Source organism: Bacillus sp. ABA4_010, from assembly GCF_056159105.1.
In genome coordinates, this window is the sequence record NZ_JBSWUN010000003.1 from 1,259,815 (window position 1) to 1,281,119 (window position 21,305).

Below are 21,305 nucleotides of genomic sequence, written 5' to 3' on the forward strand. Positions count from 1 at the left end.
AACGAAACCGGTAAAGGGGAGAAGATTTAATGGGGATTCCGATTGCAGTTCAAATGTACACATTACGAAATGAGAGCGAACAAGATTTTATCGGCACACTCCAAAACGTGGCTTCATTGGGGTATCAAGGAGTTGAATTTGCCGGATATGGGAATTTGTCTCCTGCAGATGTAAAGAAGGTGCTGGATGACCTTGGATTACAAGCAGCTTCAAGTCATATCTCACTCGACAGGCTGGAACAAGACTTACACGCTGTCATCAATGAGCAGCATACCATAGGAAGCCGGCATATTGTTTGCCCGTATTTGCTTCCGGAAAAACGAACAGAATCGGACTACTTTCAATTAATCCGTTTATTGAACGAAGCCGGCGAAGCATGCCAGAAAGAAGGCATCACCTTAAGTTATCATAACCATGATTTTGAATTACTCCGTCTTTCTAATGGGAAAACAGCGCTTGAAACCATTTTAGATGAGACGAATCCAGAATGGGTGAAGGCAGAGTTTGATGTATACTGGCTAACACGTGCAGGTGAAGATCCTGTCACATGGCTAGAACGCTATAAAAGAAGAACCCCGTTAGTCCATTTGAAAGATATGACGACAGACGGATCGCAGTTTTTTGCTGAGCTTGGAACAGGTGGTGTCGATCTTCAAGCCGTCCTCAAACAAGGGGAGGCGTCCAATGTTCAATGGTGGATCGTGGAGCAGGATGAATGCAAACGCCCACCGTTCGAGAGCATCGATATCAGCTTAACGTACTTGAAAAAAGCGCTCCATCACTCATAGACAATAAAGCGCACGGAACCTTTAATACTAGATTCAGTGCGCTTTATTTGATGTTCAAACTTTATTTTTGAAGCAACAGTTCAATTTGCCCGCGAATTTCTCCATTCACGTTTTGCTCCGTATGAACGTTCACATACGTTTTCCCGCACTCCATCAGTTTAATCAAGTCTTCAACACTTTTAACCCCGACATTATTTTTTACAATGTCGGCATCTGTAATGATGCCTTGAACAACACCTTTTCGCGTAGTAATACCGTTTTGTTCTGCTAATGTAGCGGCATCTGCTCCAAATAAGAATGCAAGAATGGGGCCGTTTTCATCTTCTTTGCCAAAATGAATGTGTGCTTGAACAAAGTTTCGAATGTCATTTACTTGTAAGAAAAACTTGAGCTTCGTTCCCCGTTTATTCGTGACGAATTTGGCCACTCCAAATGCGTCTGTTCGAACGGGAGGCACCTCATTTCGCCCTTTTAAACGAGCAAAAAAGAATTGTGACATTTTCTTCCCTCCTGCCATTATCATAATTTTCCTGCCAGTATGAGCAGTAAAACCTTTAACCATAAAGGCTTTATATATTTTATTCGAAAGAAATAAAAAGGGTTGGACACGTATCACGGTACAGCTAATATTCTCTTTTCAACTTTTGAACATTTTTCAGGCATAACACATAGGCTGTTAAAGACGTTTTATTGTCACGGAGCAAGAGGAGGGAGAGAAATTGGCAGGAAAACAGAAGGTGGAAGCCACCATCCATCATCTTATTGACTTATTTCGTCAATACCAAAGCGTGGATGGGGCATGGCGATATTGTTTGGAGAGCGGTCCTACGGCGGATGCTTATGCAATTGTGCTGCTAAGGACACTTGAAATGGAAGAAGAGGCACTCATTCAAAAACTAGCGGAGCCGGTCTTGCTACTCAAGCGGAGAACGGAGCTTGGAAATTATTTCACGATGATAATGGAAATTTAAATGCAACCGTCGAGGCGTATTACGCTCTTTTATATTCTCGTTATCTTTCAAAAGAACATCCGAAGATGGAAAAAGCAAAGCAGTTCATTTTACAGCATGGCGGAGCGCAAAACGTGACCGGTTTATTAACAGAGGCGCTTCTCGTGTTAACAGGGCAGCTTCCTTGGCCTAAAAAAAATGTCATTCCAATTGATGTAATGCTCCTTCCTACGTGGTTTCCCGTTAATTTATTCGACTTGTCAGGTCATGCCCGCGTACATCTCGTTCCGTTAATGATTGCTGCGCATCAACATTTTTCACTGAAACATGAACACACACCAGACCTTTCCGACTTGTTTTTGTCAAAGAAAGAACGAAAGCCGTCATTTTCGCCGCTTTCCATCGTTATTCAATCATGGAAGGTACTAGCGAAAACCGTTCCATTTCTTTCTCGCCGCTTGCAAAAAAAAGCAGTCAGAAAAGCTGAGTTGTTCATGCTCAAACGACTTGAACCGGACGGCACGCTGCTCACATATTCCACGTCTACGATGCTAATGATTTTCGCTCTCTTATCTCTCGGGTACACGAAAGAGTCGCCTGTTGTAGCAAAAGCGATCGAAGGGATCAAAACATTGCTGTGCAAACGAGACGGGCATGTTCACTTGCAAGTGGCAACATCAACCGTTTGGGATACAGCGTTAATTAGCTATGCGCTTCAAGAAGCAAGCGTACCAGCAACAGATGCCACTGTGCAAAAGACCGTTCATTATTTAGTCTCCCGCCAGCAAAATAAAAAAACGGATTGGCGTATCCATAACCCCGAAGGAGAACCAGGCGGATGGGGATTTTCTGATGTGAACACAAAATATCCTGATTTAGATTGTACGGCGATGGCGCTAAGGGCGCTAAGTAAAGCCGCAAACAATCAGCGATCATCTGAGCAAGCATGGAACCGCGGGTTAGACTGGTTGTTGTCAATGCAAAATGACGACGGAGGATGGCCGGCGTTCGAAAAAAACACGGATAAAAAAATGATGACCTTCATTTCGTTTGAAGGGGCTGCTGATTTTGTCATTGATCCGTCCACGCCCGACCTCACAGGAAGAGTGCTGCAATTTCTCGGAACAGATGCTGCGTTGAAAGAAGACCATCCAGCTGTCAAAAAAGCGGTCAAATGGCTGAAAAGACAACAGAAGGGGGATGGGTCATGGTTTGGGAGATGGGGCATTTCCTTTATTCATGGCACTAGCGCTGCCGTTCTAGGGCTGTTGGCAGCAGGTGTACCGAAGAATGATCCGGCGATAAAAAAGGCACAAAACTGGATGCGGGGGATTCAAAATAAGGATGGTGGATGGGGCGAGTCGGCGATGAGTGATGTAAAGAAAGAATACATTCCACTTGGAGCGAGTACACCTTCGCAAGCTGCTTGGGCACTCGAGATGCTCATTGCACTGGAAGAAAAACCGACAACTGAACTAACGCGCGGAATAGAATACGTTATCCAATCACTCCAAAAAGAGGAGTGGACGAACACGTACCCGACAGGCGGAGGACTTCCCGGCAACGCGTATTTCTACTATCCTAGCTTAAACGATGCATGGGGACTGCTTGTCCTGGCAGCATACAAACATAAGTTTCTCTCGTAATATACAGAAGGCCGCTATCATTTCTCATGAAAGCGGCCTTCGTCTGTTAGCTGTAAATTTCTTTAATGCCGGCTAACCGGATGGAAAAGATTTTTTCTTTATCATCTTTTACTGATAGCGTTTGATCGTTTAAATTAAGGTTACATACACGCCCTGTACATGTTTGGAGCGATCCGTTTTGATAATAGTTAATAGTAATCGGAAGTGTTGAACGCAATGCTTTTAAAATCATGTTGAAATCTCCTTTCGTCACAATAATGTGTATAAAATCGTCTATTTACGGACTTGTTAGTCTAGTAGCATTCATGATTTACTTCTTTTTCTTGTGTTATCTTCATTATACACAAAAATTAGAAAGCGTTTACATTTAATTTTGAACAATTCGTGAAAGTTTGAACAAAACCATGATCTAGGGGTACATTTTTCTGTAGCTCACATTAATGGGCAGGTAGAAAAGTTGGAGGAATCGGAGAAATTTAAGTGGAGGAGAAAGCGCTATCTAGCAACGGTTCACCTTTTAACGTAAAAGTTAGATCAGTCAACGAACCATCGGTAGGAGAGGAAGGAAAGTCTCTACCGATGGAAGTTCCTTTTATTTCGGCTGAAGCGCTCGGGCAAATTCCTCGAGTGAAGTCGAATATGTGACGTAAATACGCGGCAGCACATATCGCTCATTTTTTATACCCATTGGTACATACGCTCCTGGTGTTGTCGTCACGGCAAACTGATAATACTTTTTTGCTTCGGCAACCGCCCGATCATTAAAATTTCCGTACGGATAAGCGAAAGCGATGACGGGTCTTCCGGTAATGGTTTCAATTTTTTCTTTTGATTGTTTCAGCTCATACGGAAAATCTGCCTTTTTCGTTAAATCAGGATGAGTGGCTGTATGTGACTGAATGGAGAAAAAACCAGAATCCGCCAAGCTTTTTAATGTTGTTTTCGATAGCCGCCCAGGCCCTCCGATAAAATCAGAAATGACAAATAAGGTGGCGGTGGGCTGAAACGTGTCACCCTTCAGTTTTTGGAACACTTGAAACGCATTAAGAGTGTTTTCATAGCCGTCATCAATTGTAATGAATACAGGTTTTTGTACGTTATCAATGTCCTCCCATCGTTCAAATGTTAGCGGGGTATAGCCGTTTTCTTTTAAATAGCGTATTTGTCGTTCAAAACTTTCAGGGGTGACGTACAACTCTTTAGAACCGCTCCCTGTAAATTCATCAATCGAATGGTAAACCAAAATGGGCACATGCCCGTCTGCATTTCCGTGCAATGGAAATAAGAGCAAGAGCCCGATCATACACACCCATGTGAACCGCTTCATCTTGTTCCGCCTTTCATCACTTTTTTGTTCCTATTGTTCCGGAACGTAGTTTTTTTATGCTCCGTTCAAACTTAACAGACCTTTCCAAAAATAAGAATAAATTGTGTCAAAAATAACAAACCTCCTTCATTTTTGATGGAGATGTGATAAAAGTCACATCGTCTTATGAAACATCATGATAATTTATGAGAAGTATGGGAGACATCATTCATCAGGTAATCAGATGTAATGGATGAAACCATGAAAATGTATCCGCACACAATGCGGGATGTGAGAAAGGAGAGGAATGCTTTGAAAAAGCAAATGCTGCTTGATAACAGCAAACGATGGATAACGGCCGTCTTAACGATGCTTTTGCTAGCAGGATGTGATGACCGCTATTTCATTTTGAAGCCGCAAGGACCAGTGGCGCAAAAAGAATATGACCTTATTATTTTTTCCATTATTTTATGTGCCATTGTCGTCATCCCTGTCCTCGGTCTTCTCGTCTATATTGTGTTCCGTTATCGGGATAAACCGGGGAATACAGCACCATACACACCAGATTGGGATGATAGTAAAACACTTGAAGTGATTTGGTGGGGGATTCCAATTGTTATTATTGGCATTCTCGGATTCTTCACGGCCAAAACGACATATGAGCTCGTGGAACCGCCTAACCAAGATGTGAAGCCCATTACGATTCAAGTGACGTCACTCGATTGGAAATGGCTGTTCCAATATCCGGAACAAAAAATTGCAACCGTCAACTATGTGGAAATTCCGGAAGATATGCCGGTTCAATTTGTTTTAACGTCAGATGCCCCGATGAATTCCTTTTGGGTACCGCAGCTTGGCGGCCAAGTGTACACAATGCCAGGGATGGCGATGCCGCTTTGGCTTCAAGCAGATCATCCGGGTGAATACTTCGGGTCAGGAGCGAACTTTACAGGAGAAGGGTTTGCGCATATGAATTTTAAAGTCATTGCGAAGCCGCAGGAAGAGTTCGATCAATGGGTGGCAAGCGTTAAAGAAGAAGCGCCGCCGTTAACAGAAATGGGCTATGCCGAATTAGCGAAACCAGGCGTGACGGAACAACTATCTTTCTCTTCTATTCCACCGCTTTTATTTTACGACACTGTCATGAAAAACGGCGGGGAATATATGGAACATAACGCGAAAACGGCGCTAGAGGCGCTTTGCGGTCTGCGGTACGGACCGGATTTTGACAGTAAATAAACGGAAATGAACGAAAGGAGGAGTCCTCTTTGCTTAATCAATTGAAAGAGTTTGCATCGGAATTTTTTGTAACGGGGGAACCGCTCATTTACGGAGCGGATGTCGCGATTGTATTAACGACCATCGGGATTATTTTTGTGTTAACGTACTTTAAAAAATGGAAATGGCTGTGGCGCGAGTGGCTCACAACGGTTGACCATAAAAAAATTGGGATTATGTATATGCTTTCTTCACTGCTGATGCTGTTCCGCGGCGGGGTCGATGCCCTGTTAATGAGGATTCAGCTTGCATTTCCACAATGGGAGTTTTTAGATTCCCACCATTACAATGAAATTTTCACAACACATGGCACGATTATGATTTTATTCATGGCAATGCCGCTTATGTTCGCCTTTTTTAACATCGTCGTTCCGCTTCAAATCGGAGCGCGTGACGTTGCCTATCCGTTTTTAAATGCGGTCAGTTTTTGGCTGTTTTTCTTCGGGGCCATGTTGTTTAACTTATCATTTGTCATCGGCGGTTCGCCGGCAGCGGGCTGGCTTAGTTATCCGCCGCTTTCTGGTATGGAGTTCAGCCCAGGACCTGGTCAGGACTTCTACATTTGGGGCATTCAAATTTCCGGGATTGGAAGTTTAGCTTCAGGGATTAACTTTATCGTCACGATTTTAAAAATGCGTGCACCAGGCATGAAACTGATGGATATGCCATTATTCACTTGGTCTGTATTGGCAAGCTGTATCATTATTATTTTCGCATTCCCAGTCTTAACCGTCACGCTTGCGCTTTTATTCGTAGACCGCTTCTTTGATGGTCATTTATTTACGATGACTGGCGGCGGAAATCCGATGATGTACATCAACTTAATTTGGATGTGGGGACATCCAGAAGTATACATCGTTGTGCTGCCTGCATTCGGTATTTTCTCTGAAATAGTGGCTACGTTCTCGAAAAAACGAATTTTCGGCTATAAATCGATGGTTTTTTCCATGATGATTATTAGCGTGCTCTCTTATTTCACTTGGGTGCATCACTTTTTTACGATGGGAGCAGGTGCCAACGTTAACGTATTCTTTGCGATTACGACAATGGCCATCGGGATTCCAACAGGGGTAAAAGTATTTAATTGGCTGTTTACGATGTTCCGCGGCCGCATTCAAATGACGCAGCCGATGCTATGGACGATTGCCTTCGTTCCGTGCTTCCTCGTCGGTGGTGCAACAGGGGTGATGCTCGCCGTCGCACCAGCAGATTATCAATACCATAACAGCTATTTCTTAATTGCACATTTCCACCAAGTGTTAATCGGCGGAGTGGTGTTCGGCTTCTTCGCAGGTCTTTATTATTGGTGGCCGAAAATGTTTGGCTTCAAATTGAATGATCGCCTCGGAAAATGGGCGTTTTGGACATGGAACATTGGGTTTTATGTATGCTTCATGCCGCAATATGCGTTAGGGTTCATGGGCATGACTCGCCGTATTTACATTTATGATTTTGATATGGGCTGGGGGCCGCTAAACGTGATTTCTACGGTCGGTGCGTTTTTCATGGGCATTGGCTTCCTATTCCAAGTTGCACAAATTCTTCACGGTATTAAATACGGGGAGCGTGACATAACAGGTGACCCGTGGAATGGTCGTACGTTAGAATGGTCCATCCCGTCACCACCGCCGCTCTACAACTTTGCGGTTGTGCCGGAAGGAAAAGGGCAAGATGCATGGTGGACGATGAAAGAGCATGGCGTTCAGAAACAACCCGACCTTCAGCCCATTCATATGCCGAAAAACTCCGGCATTCCATTTATTATGTCCGTCTTTTGGTTCATCGCGGGTTTCGGTTTAACCTTCCATTGGGTATGGATGGCGATTTTCGGACTGATCGGAGTAGGAGGGTGCTTACTTGCACGTTCATTCCAATATGATTCAGATTACTATATACCAGTTGACGAGATTAAAAGAACAGAAGCTTCGTTAGGGAGGGTCGTATAATGGCGCATGCTGCAGTACATCATGACGAGCATCATCATGAAGATCATGAATCAATGAAAGTGCTTGGTTTTTGGTTATTTCTTGTTACAGACTGTATTTTATTCGGGGCGCTGTTTGCGACATATGCGGTCCTTTGGGATCATACAGCAGGCGGTCCGACCGGCAAGGAATTGTTTGAGATTCCTGGATTCGTCGCTGAAACGCTCATTTTATTGACAAGCAGCTTTACAAGTGGTTTAGCTGTGCTTGCGATGCAAAAAGGGAAGACGAAAAGTTTAATAGGGTGGCTTATTGTAACCGCTCTGTTAGGCTTGGCGTTCATCGGTTTAGAAATCAATGAATTTCGCGTGATGGTCCATGAAGGAGCGACCATTTCAACAAGTGCGTTTTTGACGGCCTTTTATACACTTGTCAGCACGCACGGCATTCACGTATCGATCGGCTTAGTTTGGATGACAGCCATTATTGTTCAACTTAAACGCCGCGGCATTACGGATGTGACCAAGCGCAAAGTTACCATCATCAGCTTGTATTGGCACTTCCTGGATGTTGTCTGGATTTTCCTGTATACTGCTGTGTATTTGATGGGGGTGATGTAATATGTCGCATCAAGAACATCACGGCTCGCTCAAAGCGTATGTCACCGGCTTCATTTTTTCGATTGTCTTGACGATTATCCCACTTATTATGGTTGTGAATGGTACATTCAGCAGAGGACCGCTGACGACCATCATTATGGGAATGGCTGTCCTTCAGTTTTTCGTCCAGCTGTTTTTCTTCATGCATATAAAAGACGGAGAAAAGCCGCGTTATAACGTCATGGCATTAGTGCTTGGAGTGATTTTCGTGATTACCATCGTTGCCGGTTCACTGTGGATTATGACATTCAACTCGCAAGTACAATAACATTCGCATAAAAAAAGGAACGCGAGGGATGAACTGCGTTCCTTTTTTCTATCAATTTAAATTAATGAGCAACGAGGCTGAACAACCCTTTAATGTGTGACAAATAACGAACGTTACTTGCTTCTTTCATTAACGTTGCTGGTAAGCCTTTAAGCGGTGTTTCGTTTGCGCCGATTGTTGCAACAGCATCTTTACGGCCTAAGCTTGCAAGTGTACCAGAGTTCACTGGTGCAAACTTTTCAAACGTTTTATCTTGTAAGTATGCGAATACGTTGTAGCCAACAAGTTCACCCATTTGCCATGCGTTTTGCGCAGTCGGTGCGTATGGACGGCCGCCTTCTTCAGGGAATGCCACCGCACTGTCACCAACGACAAATACGTCATGATGGGAAGTTGATTGAAGGTATTCATTAACTGTTGCACGACCGCGGTCTACAGCAAGACCAGATTGACCAACGAGCGGGTTCCCTTGAACGCCGCCTGTCCAAACGAATGTGTTCGCAACGATTTTTTGACCGTCTTTTAAGTCAATTTCATTGCCGCTTACATTGGTGACAGGAAGGCCTGTTAAAAATTGAACGCCGCGTTTTTCTAAGCTTGCTGTGGCACGCTCAATTAAATGGTCTGGCAGCACTGGAAGAATTTTCGGACCTGCTTCAACAAGCATGATTTTCAACTCTTTCGGATCGACGCCGTATTGTTTCGCCACTTTTGGCATGTTGTCGACAATCTCACCAACTAATTCTACGCCAGTTAAGCCGCCGCCGCCGATGAGAATTGTTGCATCTGCTTCATTTTTCGTTTTCGCATATTCACGAATGCGAGCTTCAATATGATTGTAAATTTTGTTTGCATCATTTACAGATTTTAATACCATGCTGTGCTCTTCAAGTCCTGGAATACCGAAGTAAGCGGTTGTGCTTCCTAAACCGACAACAAGAGCATCATATGTTAAAGTAGAGCCGTCCGCCAGTTTCACTTCTTTGCTGTCTACAGAGAAAGACTCCACTTTTGCGATTTTAAGGTCAATATCTTTTCCTTTGAAAAGCTTTTCTAATGATAAAGAAACAGCACCTTCAGCCGTCGTTCCACCCGCAAGACGGTGTAACTCTGTGATGATTTGGTGTGTCGGGTATTGGTTGATAACCGTAATTTTTGCGTCTGTTTTCGTTAAGTATTTACGAGCCGTTAAAGCGGTTAAAAGTCCGCCGTAACCTGCACCTAAGATGACAATATGTTTTGACATAGTTTATTCCCCCGTCTTTTACTAAGTTGACTAGAACCTTATAAATCTAGTTATTTATTGCGAGCGCTAATTTCAAGGTAAGCGTTTACGAAACGGAAAAGTTTTTGTGTTTGCGGGTCTTTTAGCATTTTTAATAAACCGAAAAGACCGATTACTTCATTGCTTTCCTCTGCGCGATCTTTCGCTTCAATCGCGGTTGCTGCAATTTGTTTCACTGTGTCTGCTACTGGTTCAGCGATCTCTTTAATGGCGCTGACTGTGTCATTTTTCAAGACTTCATCCGTAGCCACTGATTGAGCAAAGTCATATGACTTCGTTAGAACGGTTGCCAGTTCTGTCAATTTTGGAAGCTGTTCAACAAGAGTCGTTAAAGATTCTTGTACTTCAGGCTTTAGTAACTGATCAAGAATATCCAATTGTTCTTGACGAACAGATAATGTAACCGATTCTTGTTCAGGTTTTGTTTGAGTCAATGTTTCAGGCATTTTGCATTCTCCTCTTCGATAGTATTGCTCCTTAATATACAGGACATATGAATCCTCTTTCTCTATGATAACTCTCTCCCTATACAAATCTCAAGAGTATTCGTGAAATATTACACAAGATGTCACTTTTTAGCCAAGCATTGCGAAAATCAGATGTTGATATTCAGTCAGAATTAAGGAATGGGGGCGCTGCGTTTCAAAGAAAAATTGGCTCGCCATCGTTTAGAAGCAGCCAAACTCGTCGATAATGGCAGTAAATGTAAAAGTAATGTCGGAGGGTATGGAGCGGATGTTCTTTTTCAAAAGGAAACGAAAAACAGCAAGGCATGTCGAGAATACCCAAGAAACTAATGGAAAGTCAAACGAACCGTTACACAAGCATTTACCTGAAAGTATCCAAAAAATTAAAACACAATTAGGCTACAGTGAAGATATTATTTCGAAAGAAGTGACGTTCGGACTAGACAAGCTCGTCCTTTTTTATACAGACGGACTTTCGGATACACAAGCCATTCAAGAATTCATCATGGAGCCGCTTATGCTTCATGAGAAAAAAACAGAATGGGAAAAAAAGCTCGCGGCAGGTGAGCAGCCTCTTCATATTTTAAAAGAACATATTCTTTCTACAAGCGATACGCAAGTGGTGAACGGCTATGAGGAGTTGTTTCCCGCCCTGTTGTCTGGTCATACCATTTTGTTAGTGGAGGGCTGTTCAAGCGGCTTGTCTATCTCTTTGCGGAAATGGGAAGATCGCGGGGTAACAGAGCCGGCGGCTGAAACGGTCATTCGCGGTCCGCGAGAAGGGTTTTCCGAAAATTTACGAACAAATACGGCCCTCATTCGTCGGAAAATTAAAGACGAGCATCTTTGGATTGAAAGCAAAAAAATTGGGAAACGAACGAAAACGAATGTATCCATTGTATACATAAAAGGGATTGCCAACGATAAAATCGTCCAAGAAGTGCATACACGGCTTGACCGAATCGACATTGACGGCATTTTAGAAAGCGGAAATATTGAAGAGCTCATTCAAGATGAGCCATATTCACCATGGCCGACCGTCTACAATACAGAACGGCCTGATGTCGTGGCCGCATCTCTTTTAGAAGGGCGCATTGCGATTGTAGTGGACGGAACACCATTTGTTCTTGTCGTTCCCGTCTTGTTTGTTCAATATTTCCAAGCTGCAGAAGATTATTATCATCGTTCTGATTTTGGGCTTCTTCGTGCGTTGCGTTTTCTTGCGTTTTTTATCGCTTTATTGGCGCCTTCGCTATATATTGCGATTACGACCTATCATCAAGAAATGCTTCCAACACCGCTGCTCATCAGCTTAGCGGCTCAGCGGGAAGGAACCCCGTTTCCAGCTTTTGTCGAAGCTCTTATGATGGAAGTTATTTTTGAAATCTTAAGAGAAGCTGGAGTTCGTATGCCGCGGGCAGTCGGACAGGCCATTTCGATTGTCGGTGCGCTCGTAATCGGTCAAGCGGCAGTAGAGGCAGGAATTGTCTCAGCTGCGATGGTTATCGTCGTGGCGATTACAGCGATTTCTAATTTCGTCCTGCCTTCATTCAATATTGCCATTACTGTCCGTTTTTTACGCTTTCTGTTAATGGGGCTTGCGGCTGCTTTTGGTTTGTTCGGCATCCTTGTCGGCATCATTGCCATGCTTCTTCATTTATGTAGTCTTCGTTCATTTGGTGTGCCTTACATGAGTCCATTCGCACCGTTTCATCTATCTGAACAAAAAGATGGGATTTTGCGACTGCCGATTTGGAAAGGTTCGCTGCGACCTCACTATTTGACAAAAGGAGATTCGGTGAAGGCGAACAATAAACCGCCTTCCAAACCGAACAAGCAAAAGTAGACGAGAGGAGGCGGAGGTAGAGACGTGAAGCAAAAAGCTCTCATTATCGTTGTCATTTTTTTGCTAGTGACGACGGGCTGTTGGAACCGCCGAGAATTAAATACACTCGCCATCGCTGTTGGAATGGGCATTGATAAAGAAGGGGATGAATATGTCGTGTCTTTTCAAGTCGTCAATCCTGGCGAAGTGGCATCAAATATGGTAGGAGGAAAGGCTTTGTCAACCGTCATGTTTAAGGAAAAAGGCGATACCCTCTTTGAAGCGATCCGCAGAGTGACAACTCTTTCACCACGGAAAATTTATGTCGCCCACCTTCGAATGGTCATTATCGGTGAAAAAGTGGCAGAAGAAGGCATTGGCGAAGTATTAGATTTATTGTCAAGAGGACATGAAACCCGAACCGACTTTTATTTAGCCGTTGCTTCCAATGCGAAAGCAGAAGAGGTGTTGAAAGTAGTACTCCCGCTTGAGAAAATCCCTTCCAATAAGCTATTTTCATCGCTTGAAGTATCGGAACAAACGTGGGCACCAACGATTGCTGTCACATTGGATGAGATGATTGCCAGTTTGATTCAAGAAGGGAAAAATCCAGTGTTGACCGGGGTGAAAGTGCTTGGGAAACAGGAAGAAGGAGAAGAACGAACGAACTTAGGGCGAATTGATCCGGATACAAGACTGCAATATGAAGGCATTGCGGTTTTTAAAAAAGATCGGCTCGTCGGCTGGATGAATGAAACGGAAAGTAAAGGCTATATTGACATTATCGATAAGCTGGAAAGCACCATTGTGGAAGTGCCTTGCTCTGATAAGGGGAAAATTGGCATTGAGATTTTGAGGGCAAAATCAGACATGAAGGGGAACGTCGAAAAGGACGAAGCGAAGATGGAAGTCACTATCAAGGCTGTAGGAACAGTAGGGGAGGTTCAGTGTACAAATCTAGATTTAATGAAACCGGGTGCATTGAAAGAATTGGAAAAACAGGCGGAACAAGTGCTAAAAGAAAACAGCGAGGCCGCCGTTAAACGTGCGAAGGAGCTTCAAACCGATATTTTTGGGTTCGGACAAGCGATAAACCGGAAAGACCCAGATTATTGGAAAAAAGTAAAAAAGGAATGGAATGACATCTTTGTTGACCTTCCAGTCGGCATTGATGTGACGGTAGAAATCGAAGGCATTGGTACAGTAAAAAATTCAGTGTTGGAAGGAATGGAAGAATAACGTGGTAGCGGCTCTCATCATCTTGTTCGTTGCGGTACTCATCGCGTTCCTGGAACTGCCTGCGTTGCTAAAAAAAAAGCAGAGGCGAGACATTGCCGCCTTTTTGACCTTGCTTGTAATCGGAAGCGCACTAAGTATCGCAAAAGCATTGCATGTTTCGATTCCAACACCACTTGAAGCAATGTCTGTCATGTTCGAGCCGTTCGGAAGCTGGCTGTTTCGGTTATTAGAATAGAAAGATACGATATGAAGAGGTGGAAAAAGATGGAGGGCGGTAAAATTTCAGCAAGTCAGCTCATGATTTTAACAACGTTGTTTACAGTCGGCAGTGCTGTCTTAATTGTGACATCGGGTCTTGCCGAACTCGCTAAACAAGATGCGTGGCTGGCAGCTCTCATCGGCAACGGAATCGGTGTGCTTCTTATTTTTTTATACATAGCAATTGCGAAACGATTGCCCAACCGCAATTTAGTCGAGATGATGGAGACGGTTTTTGGAAAATGGCTTGGAAAAGCGCTCAGTCTATTTTTTCTCGTCACATTATTTTTCGGCGGTCCCGCAACGGTCGTTTATTATTTAGGCGATTTTATGCGAACACAAATTTTAAATGATACGCCCATTGAAGCAATCCATCTTCTTTTTAGTTTAATTGTGATTATGGGAATGCGGTTCGGATTGGAAACCATTGCCCGCACAGCAGAACTGTTATTTCCATGGTTTCTTCTCTTTTTTATCATTCTCTCTTGTTTAAGCATCCCAGATGTTGATGTTAAAAATTTACAACCTGTATTATCAAATGGAGTAAAGCCGATTATAACAGCAACCCTCATGTTTATTAGTGTCACGTTTTTACCAGATTTTATTTTAATAATGCTTGCGCCCGCCTATGTTCATAATGCTAAACAGGCAGGAAAAGCGTTGTTGCTCGGCGCTTTGCTTGGTGGTCTTGTACTATTTACGACGATTATCTTGAGCCTCCTTGTGCTTGGACCAGATTTGACAGCACGAAATTTATATCCAACTTACGTACTTGCTAAAAAAATTAACATCGGTCACTTTTTGCAAAGAATCGAAGCGGTCATTGCCATCGTTTGGTTTATCTCGCTTTATTTCCGATTGGTCATCTATATGTATGCATTGATGATTGGCATCAGTCAAATTTTTAACTTGCGCGAAATTCGACCACTTGCTTTGCCACTTGGTCTTATTTTAATCATTTCATCCCTCATCGTTTATCCGACATTTGACTACAGTCAAACATGGGATAGAGATACATGGGTTCCATACACGATGACGTTTGGCATTCTTTTACCGCTCGCCCTCCTCGTGGGAAGTTATATCCGAAAAGAGCTCCCGCCAAAAGATTCACCACCTTCGTAAAAATCTCGCCTTCCTTGTAACGAGAAACACTTTGAAGCCGATAATACGTAAGAAAGATGATTGTTGAAAGAGGAGAAGAGAATATTATGAAGCTTAGAGAACTAATTGCCCAAATTAATAAAAGTGTCGAAGAACTGGATTTTGCTACGGCAAGACGATACATTGAAGAAAATTTATCTTTGTTAGTTGAACATAAACATGTTTTAAAAGGAAATGCGCGTGAATTATTTGAATTCCTTTCCGAACGGTTGAACGCCAATTATGAACCGCTTACTCGTCAGGAACTGGCGACCATCAGTGCCGTCAATTCTTATGCCATGAAGTTTGACATTAGGGACATTAAATTGATTTTGAAAGAGCATGCACCCTTGTTTTTGAGAGAGGATGTTATCGGTTATTTAAATGTGGATGCAAAAGTCATCTTAGAAGGGTTAGGGGCTATTCCGAAAGAGGGAGCATAAATAATTTAACTCTTCATTATAGTTAGAATTTTATGCTATAATAAGTCAATTCTTTTAAAGGGGGATGGGGCATGGATATGAACATATGGGCTTTCCGACTGTCGCTCGTATCTTTTTTGCTATTCTATGCCTTTTCCACATCAGTTTCACTGAAAAGCATGGCTATGCAAGTCAGCGGGTTTCATCCATTTTGGCCGCTGTTGTTTTTAACATTATGCGTGTTCATTATGGGAACGGCTGGATTTAAAGAAATTAATAATAAATGGGCGGTGTTAAGGAGCATTACAACCGTTGCAGGGAGCGGCTTTTTGCTGGTCGTGTTAGCTTTTATTCTTTTGATCGGCAATATAGGAGAATAAAGGACAATTATCAGAAGAAAGAAAAACAGCGGATTCACTAGTGAATCCGCTGTTTTTCGAGTACGGGCCATCAGCCGTTTAAATCACGAGGCGAGAAAAAACCTGGAAGTAAATCTTTAATGGTCGTTTCGAGTACATCACCTTTTAAGTTAGCTAAAATCACCGTTGTATCTTCGTCACAAAACTCCGCCATGACTTGACGACATGCGCCGCATGGAGAGATCGGACCGTCTGTATCTCCGACAACGGCAATAGCTTTTACCGCTTTTTCACCATTTGCCACAGCTGTAAACAAAGCGGTTCTTTCCGCGCAGTTTGTTAATCCGTATGAAGCATTTTCAATGTTGCATCCACGGTAAATCGTATCACTTGTTGTTAAGACAGCAGCGCCGACTTGAAATGTGGAATAAGGAGCATAAGCTTGTTTGCGAGCCTCAATGGCTTCATTAATTAACGTTTGATAGGTCACGTCATTCACTCCGTTCGTAAAGGTTATCCATACAATGACATTCAAAGCTTGCACACTATGTTAGATGGTCGATGTAGCCGTATACAAAGTGTACTATAAGCGTTCATCTAGAATCAATATCCGCCATTTGGTTTGATAACGGTTACATAAAATGACATCAAAATCAGGGGAAAAGTGAAACCACTCGCTCTCCATTCGACTTAAAGATGTCTGACCTCCGACAATTACACTATACTTCGAAAACAATAAAGTTTCAACTAAAAATGTACAGGCTGGAAATCTTTTTAGTATTTATCCGAAAAAAACCTTATATGCTTGGAAAAAACACATTTTCAATTTGAAAACAAGCAAATGTTAAAAAAGGGGTTGGTATTTTTTGTGGTATAATTAATGCGTTCACTATCATAAAGAGAGGGGCAAAAAGCAACATGAAAAATTTATTCAGCCTAATTTTTTTAATTTCGTTAGGCGGGTCGATCATATTATTTTTAGTTAGTATATGCAATTATCTCATTGCGTATCAAACAACAGGTCAACAAGTCATGGAAGCATTCGAAACGAATACATATGTACGATATTGGATTCAGTTAACATTTGCTTTTCTTTGTGCAGCCGTTCTTTCCTTTGTCGGCTTTCTCTTTATGAAACCGAAAAGAGGAGCAAGTGAGGAGATGCAAGTCATCCAACATCGCCAAAGAGGGACAGGTCCGGTCGATGAATATGTGACTGTACGTGTCAAGAAAGAGGAATTATCGAAGCTACAAGGATAATAGGGATTTTACGCTTCTTTTCCCCATTATCTCTGAAAAAAGAGGCGGATTACTAGTATATGAAACATTGAACAACATCTTGGAGGGTTATATGCAAGCGAGAACGAGAACGAAAAACAACATAAAGATGAACCAAAACATACGAAGAAAGATGTCTCTTAGAAAAAAGCTTATTCTATCATTTGCCACCATTTTTCTCATTCCAAGCATTCTTATTGGTGTTGCTTCTTATCAAAGTGCAAAAAGCAGTTTAGAGCAAGAAAATTTAGTCAGTGCCGAACAAAACGTTCTTTTCCTGAATCGTTTAATTGATGCGACCATTCAGCCAAAGCTAGAACAGGCTGTATTTTTGGCGTCTGAATTAAATGAAGGTGCAGTGAAAGAAGATGCATCCACGAATTTCCGCCTGCATTTACGTGAATTTTACAGTGCGACGACGGGATTGCTTTCTGTTTATATCGGTAGAGAAGATGGCACGTTTTCAGATGAACCGGCGACCGATATGCCAGATGATTATGACCCGCGAGAAAGACCGTGGTACCAGCAAGCAATGGCGGCAAACGGGACGCCTGTCATCACGTCACCTTATTTCGATGACTCGATTGGCAAACATGTTGTCACGGTTGCCGTTGCATTGAAAGATAAGGCCGGGGTCGTCGCTTTTGACCTCGAAATGGATGTCATGAACGACACGATCTCAACGGCGAAAATCGGAAAGAACGGTTATCCATTCGTCTTGGATACAAATCGCAAAATTGCTTTTCACCCAACAGCTGAACCTGGCAGTGACTTGCCTTCTGAAATCGTGAATTCTCTCACAACAGCCAATCAAGGACAAGTTTCCTATGAGCATGACGGTACATTAAAGCAAGTGCTATATGCGACAAATCCGACGACGGGGTGGATAGTAGCAGGGACGATGAATCAGTCAGATGCGAAAGAGACCGCAGAACCAATTTTGAACTTAATGCTCATTGTCATAGTTGTTATGACCATTATCAGCGCCTTCTTTGCCTACGGTGTGATTCGTTCTATTATGAAACCAATTAGACAAATGGCCGCCGTGACAGAAGAAGTCAGCAAGGGGGACTTAACAAAACAAGTGCAAGTTGTGACGAATGACGAACTTGGCCAATTAGGAACAAGTTTCAATGATATGCTGCATTCGCTTCGCGAGCTTTTAGGTAAACTTCATCAGTCCGCACAGCACTTAACCAATGCTGCTGAACAGCTCCAAGTGAATTCAGAGAAAACGGCGCAAACGACGAAAGAAGTAACAGCGGCTATTCAAGAAGTGGCAGCAGGTTCCGAAACACAACTAACAAATGCGGAAGAAACGGCACGGGCGATGGAAGAAATTTCAACAGGGGTGCAGCGGATTGCAGAGAACGCCAATTCCGTATCTGATTCGTCCTCTACAGCGTCGAAAAATGCGCAAGAAGGACAGGCCGTTTTACACGATGTAATTGAACAAATGCAATCAATTAGCCATTCTGTACAAGAAGGTGGTTCTCTTGTAAAGCTCCTCGGACATCATTCGCAACAAATTGACCAAATTATTGAGGTCATTACTCAAATTGCCGAGCAAACGAATTTGCTTGCGTTAAATGCAGCGATTGAAGCGGCAAGAGCGGGAGAGCATGGACGCGGATTTGCGGTGGTAGCAGATGAAGTAAGGAAGCTAGCAGAAGATTCGAAGCAATCCGCTCATCAAATTGCCGAGCTAATTATGGCTGTACAAAGTGATACACATAAAGCTGTTGCTGTCATGAAAGAAGGAGAAGAAAAAGCGGCAAGCGGCCTGCAAGTAGTGAACACTGCAGAGGAAGCATTTGGACATATTCTTATGTCGATCGAACAAGTAACGTTCCAAATTCAAGAAGTAGCGGCTACTTCTCAACAAATGTCTGCTAGTACGGAGGAAGTCACAGTCTCTGTGGAACAATCTGCAAGCATGGCAAGCGAAGCCTCTGCCGCCGCGAACCAAGTGGCTGAATCTGCGTATACGCAGTTGTCATCGATTGAACAAATTACCCAGTCCATTCAAGATTTAAGCGAATTGGCCACTGATTTAGAACAGACAGTTAAGCAGTTTAAAATGTAGGTTGTGATAACTTTGTGTATGAAAAAAAGGAGGGACCGCTGTGGTTCCTCCTTTTTTCATTCTATCTTAAATGTGAAAACGATGAAGCTGTTCGGCCATGTTCGCAGAAGATTTCTCCAGTTCTGAGGCAAGCTTGCTTAACTGCTCCATCGAAGCGGTTTGTTCTTGAATGGACGCCGATATTTGTTCCGTTCCAGCGGCTGTTTCTTGACTAATGGCATTCATCTGCGCCATGTTCGATGTGATTCGCTCCTTTTGTGAAGCAATTCTGTTAATGTTGCCCACAATTTGCTGAATCTGTTCATTATTCCGAAGCATGGTTTCGTTTACCATAGTAAATGCTTGTTCCGTTTGAACGACTATTTCGCTTTGCTCACGAAATACACCGTTTGCTTCCTGCATTAAACGGAAGGTCATATCGGTTTCTTGCTGAATTTGCTCAATAATATTGGCAATCTCTTGTAGCGCATTCTCGGTTTGTTCTGCAAGTTTTCGCACCTCATCCGCTACGACGGCAAATCCTTTTCCATGTTCACCAGCACGAGCTGCTTCAATTGCTGCATTTAACGCTAACAAATTCGTTTGGGAGGCGATGCCGCTAATCGTATTGACAATTTTCCCAACATCTTGTGAACGATTGCTTAAATTCGCTGTGACTTCCATCATTTTTTCATTCATGCTGCTCGTTTTTTGAGAGTGCTCATCGAGTAAGTCGACTGTTTGAATACCTGACTGGGCAACGCGCATCATGTCCATTGATTTTGTCTGTATATCATGACTTTGCTCTTTAATCTTTTGCACTTCTTCACTTAAAGATGCCATCATTTCTCCGTTTAACTCCATCAGCTCTGATTGATTAGAAGCGCCGCTGGCAATTTGCTGCATCGTCACCGCCACTTCATTCGCTGAGGCCGTATTTTCCTGCACACTTGCCATGAGCGTTTGCGATGCATCTGTGACATGTTCAGAAGACTTGTGAATATGCCTAATTAATGTTTTCATTTCATTTGTCATATTGGCAAAGCTTGCTGCCAACTGCCCAATTTCATCTTGACGACTATCGTCTGTTTGAGCCGTCAAATTCCCTTTTTCAACTTCTTCCATCGCATGTTGAAGCGATCGAATCGGTTTCATCATCTTTCGGACGAAGAAGTAGGAAAGAATAGAAGCAAGAAGGGCAATCACAAGCAAAGTGATGACAAGCGGGGACAAGAGACTTTCCGCTCTTGCTTCAAATTCATCCATTTTCACCGTTCCCGCGAGTTTCCACCCGGTTTTCTCATCCGTTTTAAACGTTAAAAGCTTTTGATCTCCCTCATATGTATAATAGACGACTCCTGCCTTGCCAGCTTTTTGCATTTGCTGATAGTATGATTCATCTAATACACTTTTTCCGCGCACGGATGAATCAGGATGTGCCATCATATTACCATTTTTATCAACCATGAACGCATAGCCGGTGTCTCCGAATTTGATTTTTTCAATTAATTCGAAGAGGTGGTTAATCTCAATGTCAATGCCGACTACACCAATTGTTTGTTCATTTGTTATAACCGCTTTAAGTGCCGTAATAACGGTTTTTCCTGTGGCAATATCCGTATATGGTTCTTCCCAAATGACAGCTCCATTGCTGGCAACGGCACGCTTATACCAGTCTTTTTCTGTCGGCTTGTATCCTTCTGGAAGCTCGGTGTCAGGGTAAAGGAGCATGTCGTTTTTTTCGGTTGCAAAATAGCTATTTAATAGATTAGGAGAGGCTTCATGGAAGCGTTCAAAATGAGACAGCACGTTTCCTTGCGAGTCCGCCGGATTGTTTCCATAGTTTTCAATGGTATCCATACTCGTTAATTGTAATAAATCTCGCTCATGTTCATCGAGAAACATGCGGACTAATTGGTCGGCCTGATCTAATGCCGTCTTCATCTGCTCGGTCGATTGGTCCACAGATAGGTCGACACTCATTTTATAGTTAATGACGGCTAAGACGATGCCTGTTATAAAAAGCAAAGCCAAAACCGGGTAAAGGATTTGTTTTTGCAAACTTCGTTTCATAGTAGTCCTCCTCATAAGATGGTAGTTGCAAGAAAAAATTATATATTTTTCCAAGATTTCTTACAAGTTCAAAA

21 protein-coding genes and 3 pseudogenes are annotated in these 21,305 nt (G+C 42.9%); 16 read left to right on the forward strand and 8 right to left on the reverse strand.

Going from position 1 to position 21,305, the window contains the following annotated elements; all coding sequences use genetic code 11:
* The first annotated feature begins 29 nt into the window (after nt 1–29).
* Nucleotides 30–788 (forward strand): sugar phosphate isomerase/epimerase family protein, encoded by a 759-nt coding sequence (locus tag ACXAEO_RS07380; protein WP_474879782.1) that lies wholly within the window; start codon nt 30–32, stop codon nt 786–788.
* 61 nt (nt 789–849) lie between these two features.
* Here ACXAEO_RS07380 and ACXAEO_RS07385 read toward each other — a convergent pair whose 3' ends face one another.
* Complete coding sequence (locus tag ACXAEO_RS07385) at nt 850–1,287, reverse strand: CHRD domain-containing protein (protein ID WP_474879786.1); 438 nt, start codon at nt 1,285–1,287, stop codon at nt 850–852.
* Nucleotides 1,288–1,507: 220 nt separating this feature from the next.
* Here ACXAEO_RS07385 and ACXAEO_RS07390 point away from each other — a divergent pair, with 220 nt between their 5' ends.
* Together ACXAEO_RS07390 and ACXAEO_RS07395 are read left to right on the forward strand one after the other, a co-directional pair.
* Complete coding sequence (locus ACXAEO_RS07390; RefSeq protein WP_474879790.1) at nt 1,508–1,759, forward strand: hypothetical protein; 252 nt, start codon at nt 1,508–1,510, stop codon at nt 1,757–1,759.
* A pseudogene (locus ACXAEO_RS07395) lies at nt 1,759–3,384 on the forward strand (terpene cyclase/mutase family protein); the annotation flags it as partial. The gene ACXAEO_RS07390 and the pseudogene ACXAEO_RS07395, both read left to right, overlap by 1 nt.
* Nucleotides 3,385–3,430: 46 nt before the next feature.
* On the opposite strand, the gene ACXAEO_RS07400 reads toward ACXAEO_RS07395, so the two are convergent.
* Entirely contained in the window at nt 3,431–3,616 is a 186-nt protein-coding gene (locus ACXAEO_RS07400) for a YolD-like family protein (RefSeq protein ID WP_474879792.1), read from the reverse strand.
* Nucleotides 3,617–3,976: 360 nt separating this feature from the next.
* Nucleotides 3,977–4,711 carry a polysaccharide deacetylase family protein gene (locus ACXAEO_RS07405; RefSeq protein WP_474879795.1) on the reverse strand — a complete coding sequence of 245 codons (735 nt, stop codon included), beginning with the start codon at nt 4,709–4,711 and terminating at the stop codon, nt 3,977–3,979.
* Between the two features lie 291 nt (nt 4,712–5,002).
* On the opposite strand from ACXAEO_RS07405, the gene ACXAEO_RS07410 reads away from it, so the two are divergent.
* From ACXAEO_RS07410 to cyoD, 4 genes are read left to right on the forward strand one after another with little or no spacing between them, the layout of a single operon-like run.
* A complete protein-coding gene (locus tag ACXAEO_RS07410; protein WP_474879798.1) occupies nt 5,003–5,929 on the forward strand; it encodes a ubiquinol oxidase subunit II in 927 nt (308 codons plus the stop codon).
* 29 nt (nt 5,930–5,958) lie between these two features.
* Nucleotides 5,959–7,914 (forward strand): cytochrome aa3 quinol oxidase subunit I, encoded by a 1,956-nt coding sequence (gene qoxB / locus ACXAEO_RS07415; protein ID WP_474879802.1) that lies wholly within the window; start codon nt 5,959–5,961, stop codon nt 7,912–7,914.
* The gene (cyoC, locus tag ACXAEO_RS07420) at nt 7,914–8,513 is read left to right on the forward strand and encodes a cytochrome o ubiquinol oxidase subunit III (protein ID WP_474879804.1); all 600 of its coding nucleotides are present in this window, start codon (nt 7,914–7,916) and stop codon (nt 8,511–8,513) included. The genes qoxB and cyoC overlap by 1 nt, the downstream gene beginning before the upstream one ends.
* A 1-nt stretch (nt 8,514) precedes the next feature.
* The gene (cyoD, locus tag ACXAEO_RS07425; RefSeq protein ID WP_474879808.1) at nt 8,515–8,820 is read left to right on the forward strand and encodes a cytochrome o ubiquinol oxidase subunit IV; all 306 of its coding nucleotides are present in this window, start codon (nt 8,515–8,517) and stop codon (nt 8,818–8,820) included.
* Nucleotides 8,821–8,881: 61 nt separating this feature from the next.
* Here cyoD and ACXAEO_RS07430 read toward each other — a convergent pair whose 3' ends face one another.
* A complete protein-coding gene (locus ACXAEO_RS07430) occupies nt 8,882–10,066 on the reverse strand; it encodes an NAD(P)/FAD-dependent oxidoreductase (protein ID WP_474879810.1) in 1,185 nt (394 codons plus the stop codon).
* Between the two features lie 50 nt (nt 10,067–10,116).
* Nucleotides 10,117–10,551 carry a DUF1641 domain-containing protein gene (locus tag ACXAEO_RS07435; RefSeq protein WP_474879812.1) on the reverse strand — a complete coding sequence of 145 codons (435 nt, stop codon included), beginning with the start codon at nt 10,549–10,551 and terminating at the stop codon, nt 10,117–10,119.
* A 289-nt stretch (nt 10,552–10,840) separates the two neighbouring features.
* Between ACXAEO_RS07435 and ACXAEO_RS07440 the strand changes: the two genes are divergently transcribed.
* From ACXAEO_RS07440 to ACXAEO_RS07465, 6 genes are all read left to right on the forward strand, one after another.
* A complete protein-coding gene (locus ACXAEO_RS07440) occupies nt 10,841–12,418 on the forward strand; it encodes a spore germination protein (protein ID WP_474879815.1) in 1,578 nt (525 codons plus the stop codon).
* A 24-nt stretch (nt 12,419–12,442) separates the two neighbouring features.
* Entirely contained in the window at nt 12,443–13,636 is a 1,194-nt protein-coding gene (locus ACXAEO_RS07445; RefSeq protein WP_474879818.1) for a Ger(x)C family spore germination protein, read from the forward strand.
* Between the two features lies 1 nt (nt 13,637).
* A complete protein-coding gene (locus ACXAEO_RS07450; protein WP_474879821.1) occupies nt 13,638–13,871 on the forward strand; it encodes a hypothetical protein in 234 nt (77 codons plus the stop codon).
* 29 nt (nt 13,872–13,900) lie between these two features.
* Entirely contained in the window at nt 13,901–15,016 is a 1,116-nt protein-coding gene (locus ACXAEO_RS07455; protein WP_474879824.1) for a GerAB/ArcD/ProY family transporter, read from the forward strand.
* Between the two features lie 86 nt (nt 15,017–15,102).
* A complete protein-coding gene (locus ACXAEO_RS07460) occupies nt 15,103–15,477 on the forward strand; it encodes a hypothetical protein (RefSeq protein ID WP_474879827.1) in 375 nt (124 codons plus the stop codon).
* A 71-nt stretch (nt 15,478–15,548) separates the two neighbouring features.
* A complete protein-coding gene (locus ACXAEO_RS07465) occupies nt 15,549–15,836 on the forward strand; it encodes a hypothetical protein (protein WP_474879830.1) in 288 nt (95 codons plus the stop codon).
* Between the two features lie 70 nt (nt 15,837–15,906).
* Here the strand turns inward: ACXAEO_RS07465 and ACXAEO_RS07470 are convergent, their stop codons facing one another.
* A complete protein-coding gene (locus ACXAEO_RS07470) occupies nt 15,907–16,305 on the reverse strand; it encodes a cytidine deaminase (RefSeq protein ID WP_474879833.1) in 399 nt (132 codons plus the stop codon).
* Nucleotides 16,306–16,733: 428 nt separating this feature from the next.
* On the opposite strand from ACXAEO_RS07470, the gene ACXAEO_RS07475 reads away from it, so the two are divergent.
* From ACXAEO_RS07475 to ACXAEO_RS07485, 3 genes and pseudogenes are all read left to right on the forward strand, one after another.
* A complete protein-coding gene (locus tag ACXAEO_RS07475; protein WP_474879837.1) occupies nt 16,734–17,075 on the forward strand; it encodes a hypothetical protein in 342 nt (113 codons plus the stop codon).
* A 151-nt stretch (nt 17,076–17,226) separates the two neighbouring features.
* A pseudogene (locus ACXAEO_RS07480) lies at nt 17,227–18,240 on the forward strand (HAMP domain-containing protein); the annotation flags it as partial.
* Complete coding sequence (locus ACXAEO_RS07485; RefSeq protein ID WP_474884025.1) at nt 18,232–19,179, forward strand: methyl-accepting chemotaxis protein; 948 nt, start codon at nt 18,232–18,234, stop codon at nt 19,177–19,179. The pseudogene ACXAEO_RS07480 and the gene ACXAEO_RS07485, both read left to right, overlap by 9 nt.
* A 66-nt stretch (nt 19,180–19,245) precedes the next feature.
* Here ACXAEO_RS07485 and ACXAEO_RS07490 read toward each other — a convergent pair whose 3' ends face one another.
* Together ACXAEO_RS07490 and ACXAEO_RS07495 are read right to left on the reverse strand one after the other, a co-directional pair.
* A complete protein-coding gene (locus tag ACXAEO_RS07490; protein ID WP_474884027.1) occupies nt 19,246–20,193 on the reverse strand; it encodes a methyl-accepting chemotaxis protein in 948 nt (315 codons plus the stop codon).
* Nucleotides 20,194–21,246 (reverse strand): annotated as a pseudogene (locus ACXAEO_RS07495) (cache domain-containing protein); the annotation flags it as partial.
* Between the last annotated feature and the right edge of the window lie 59 nt (nt 21,247–21,305).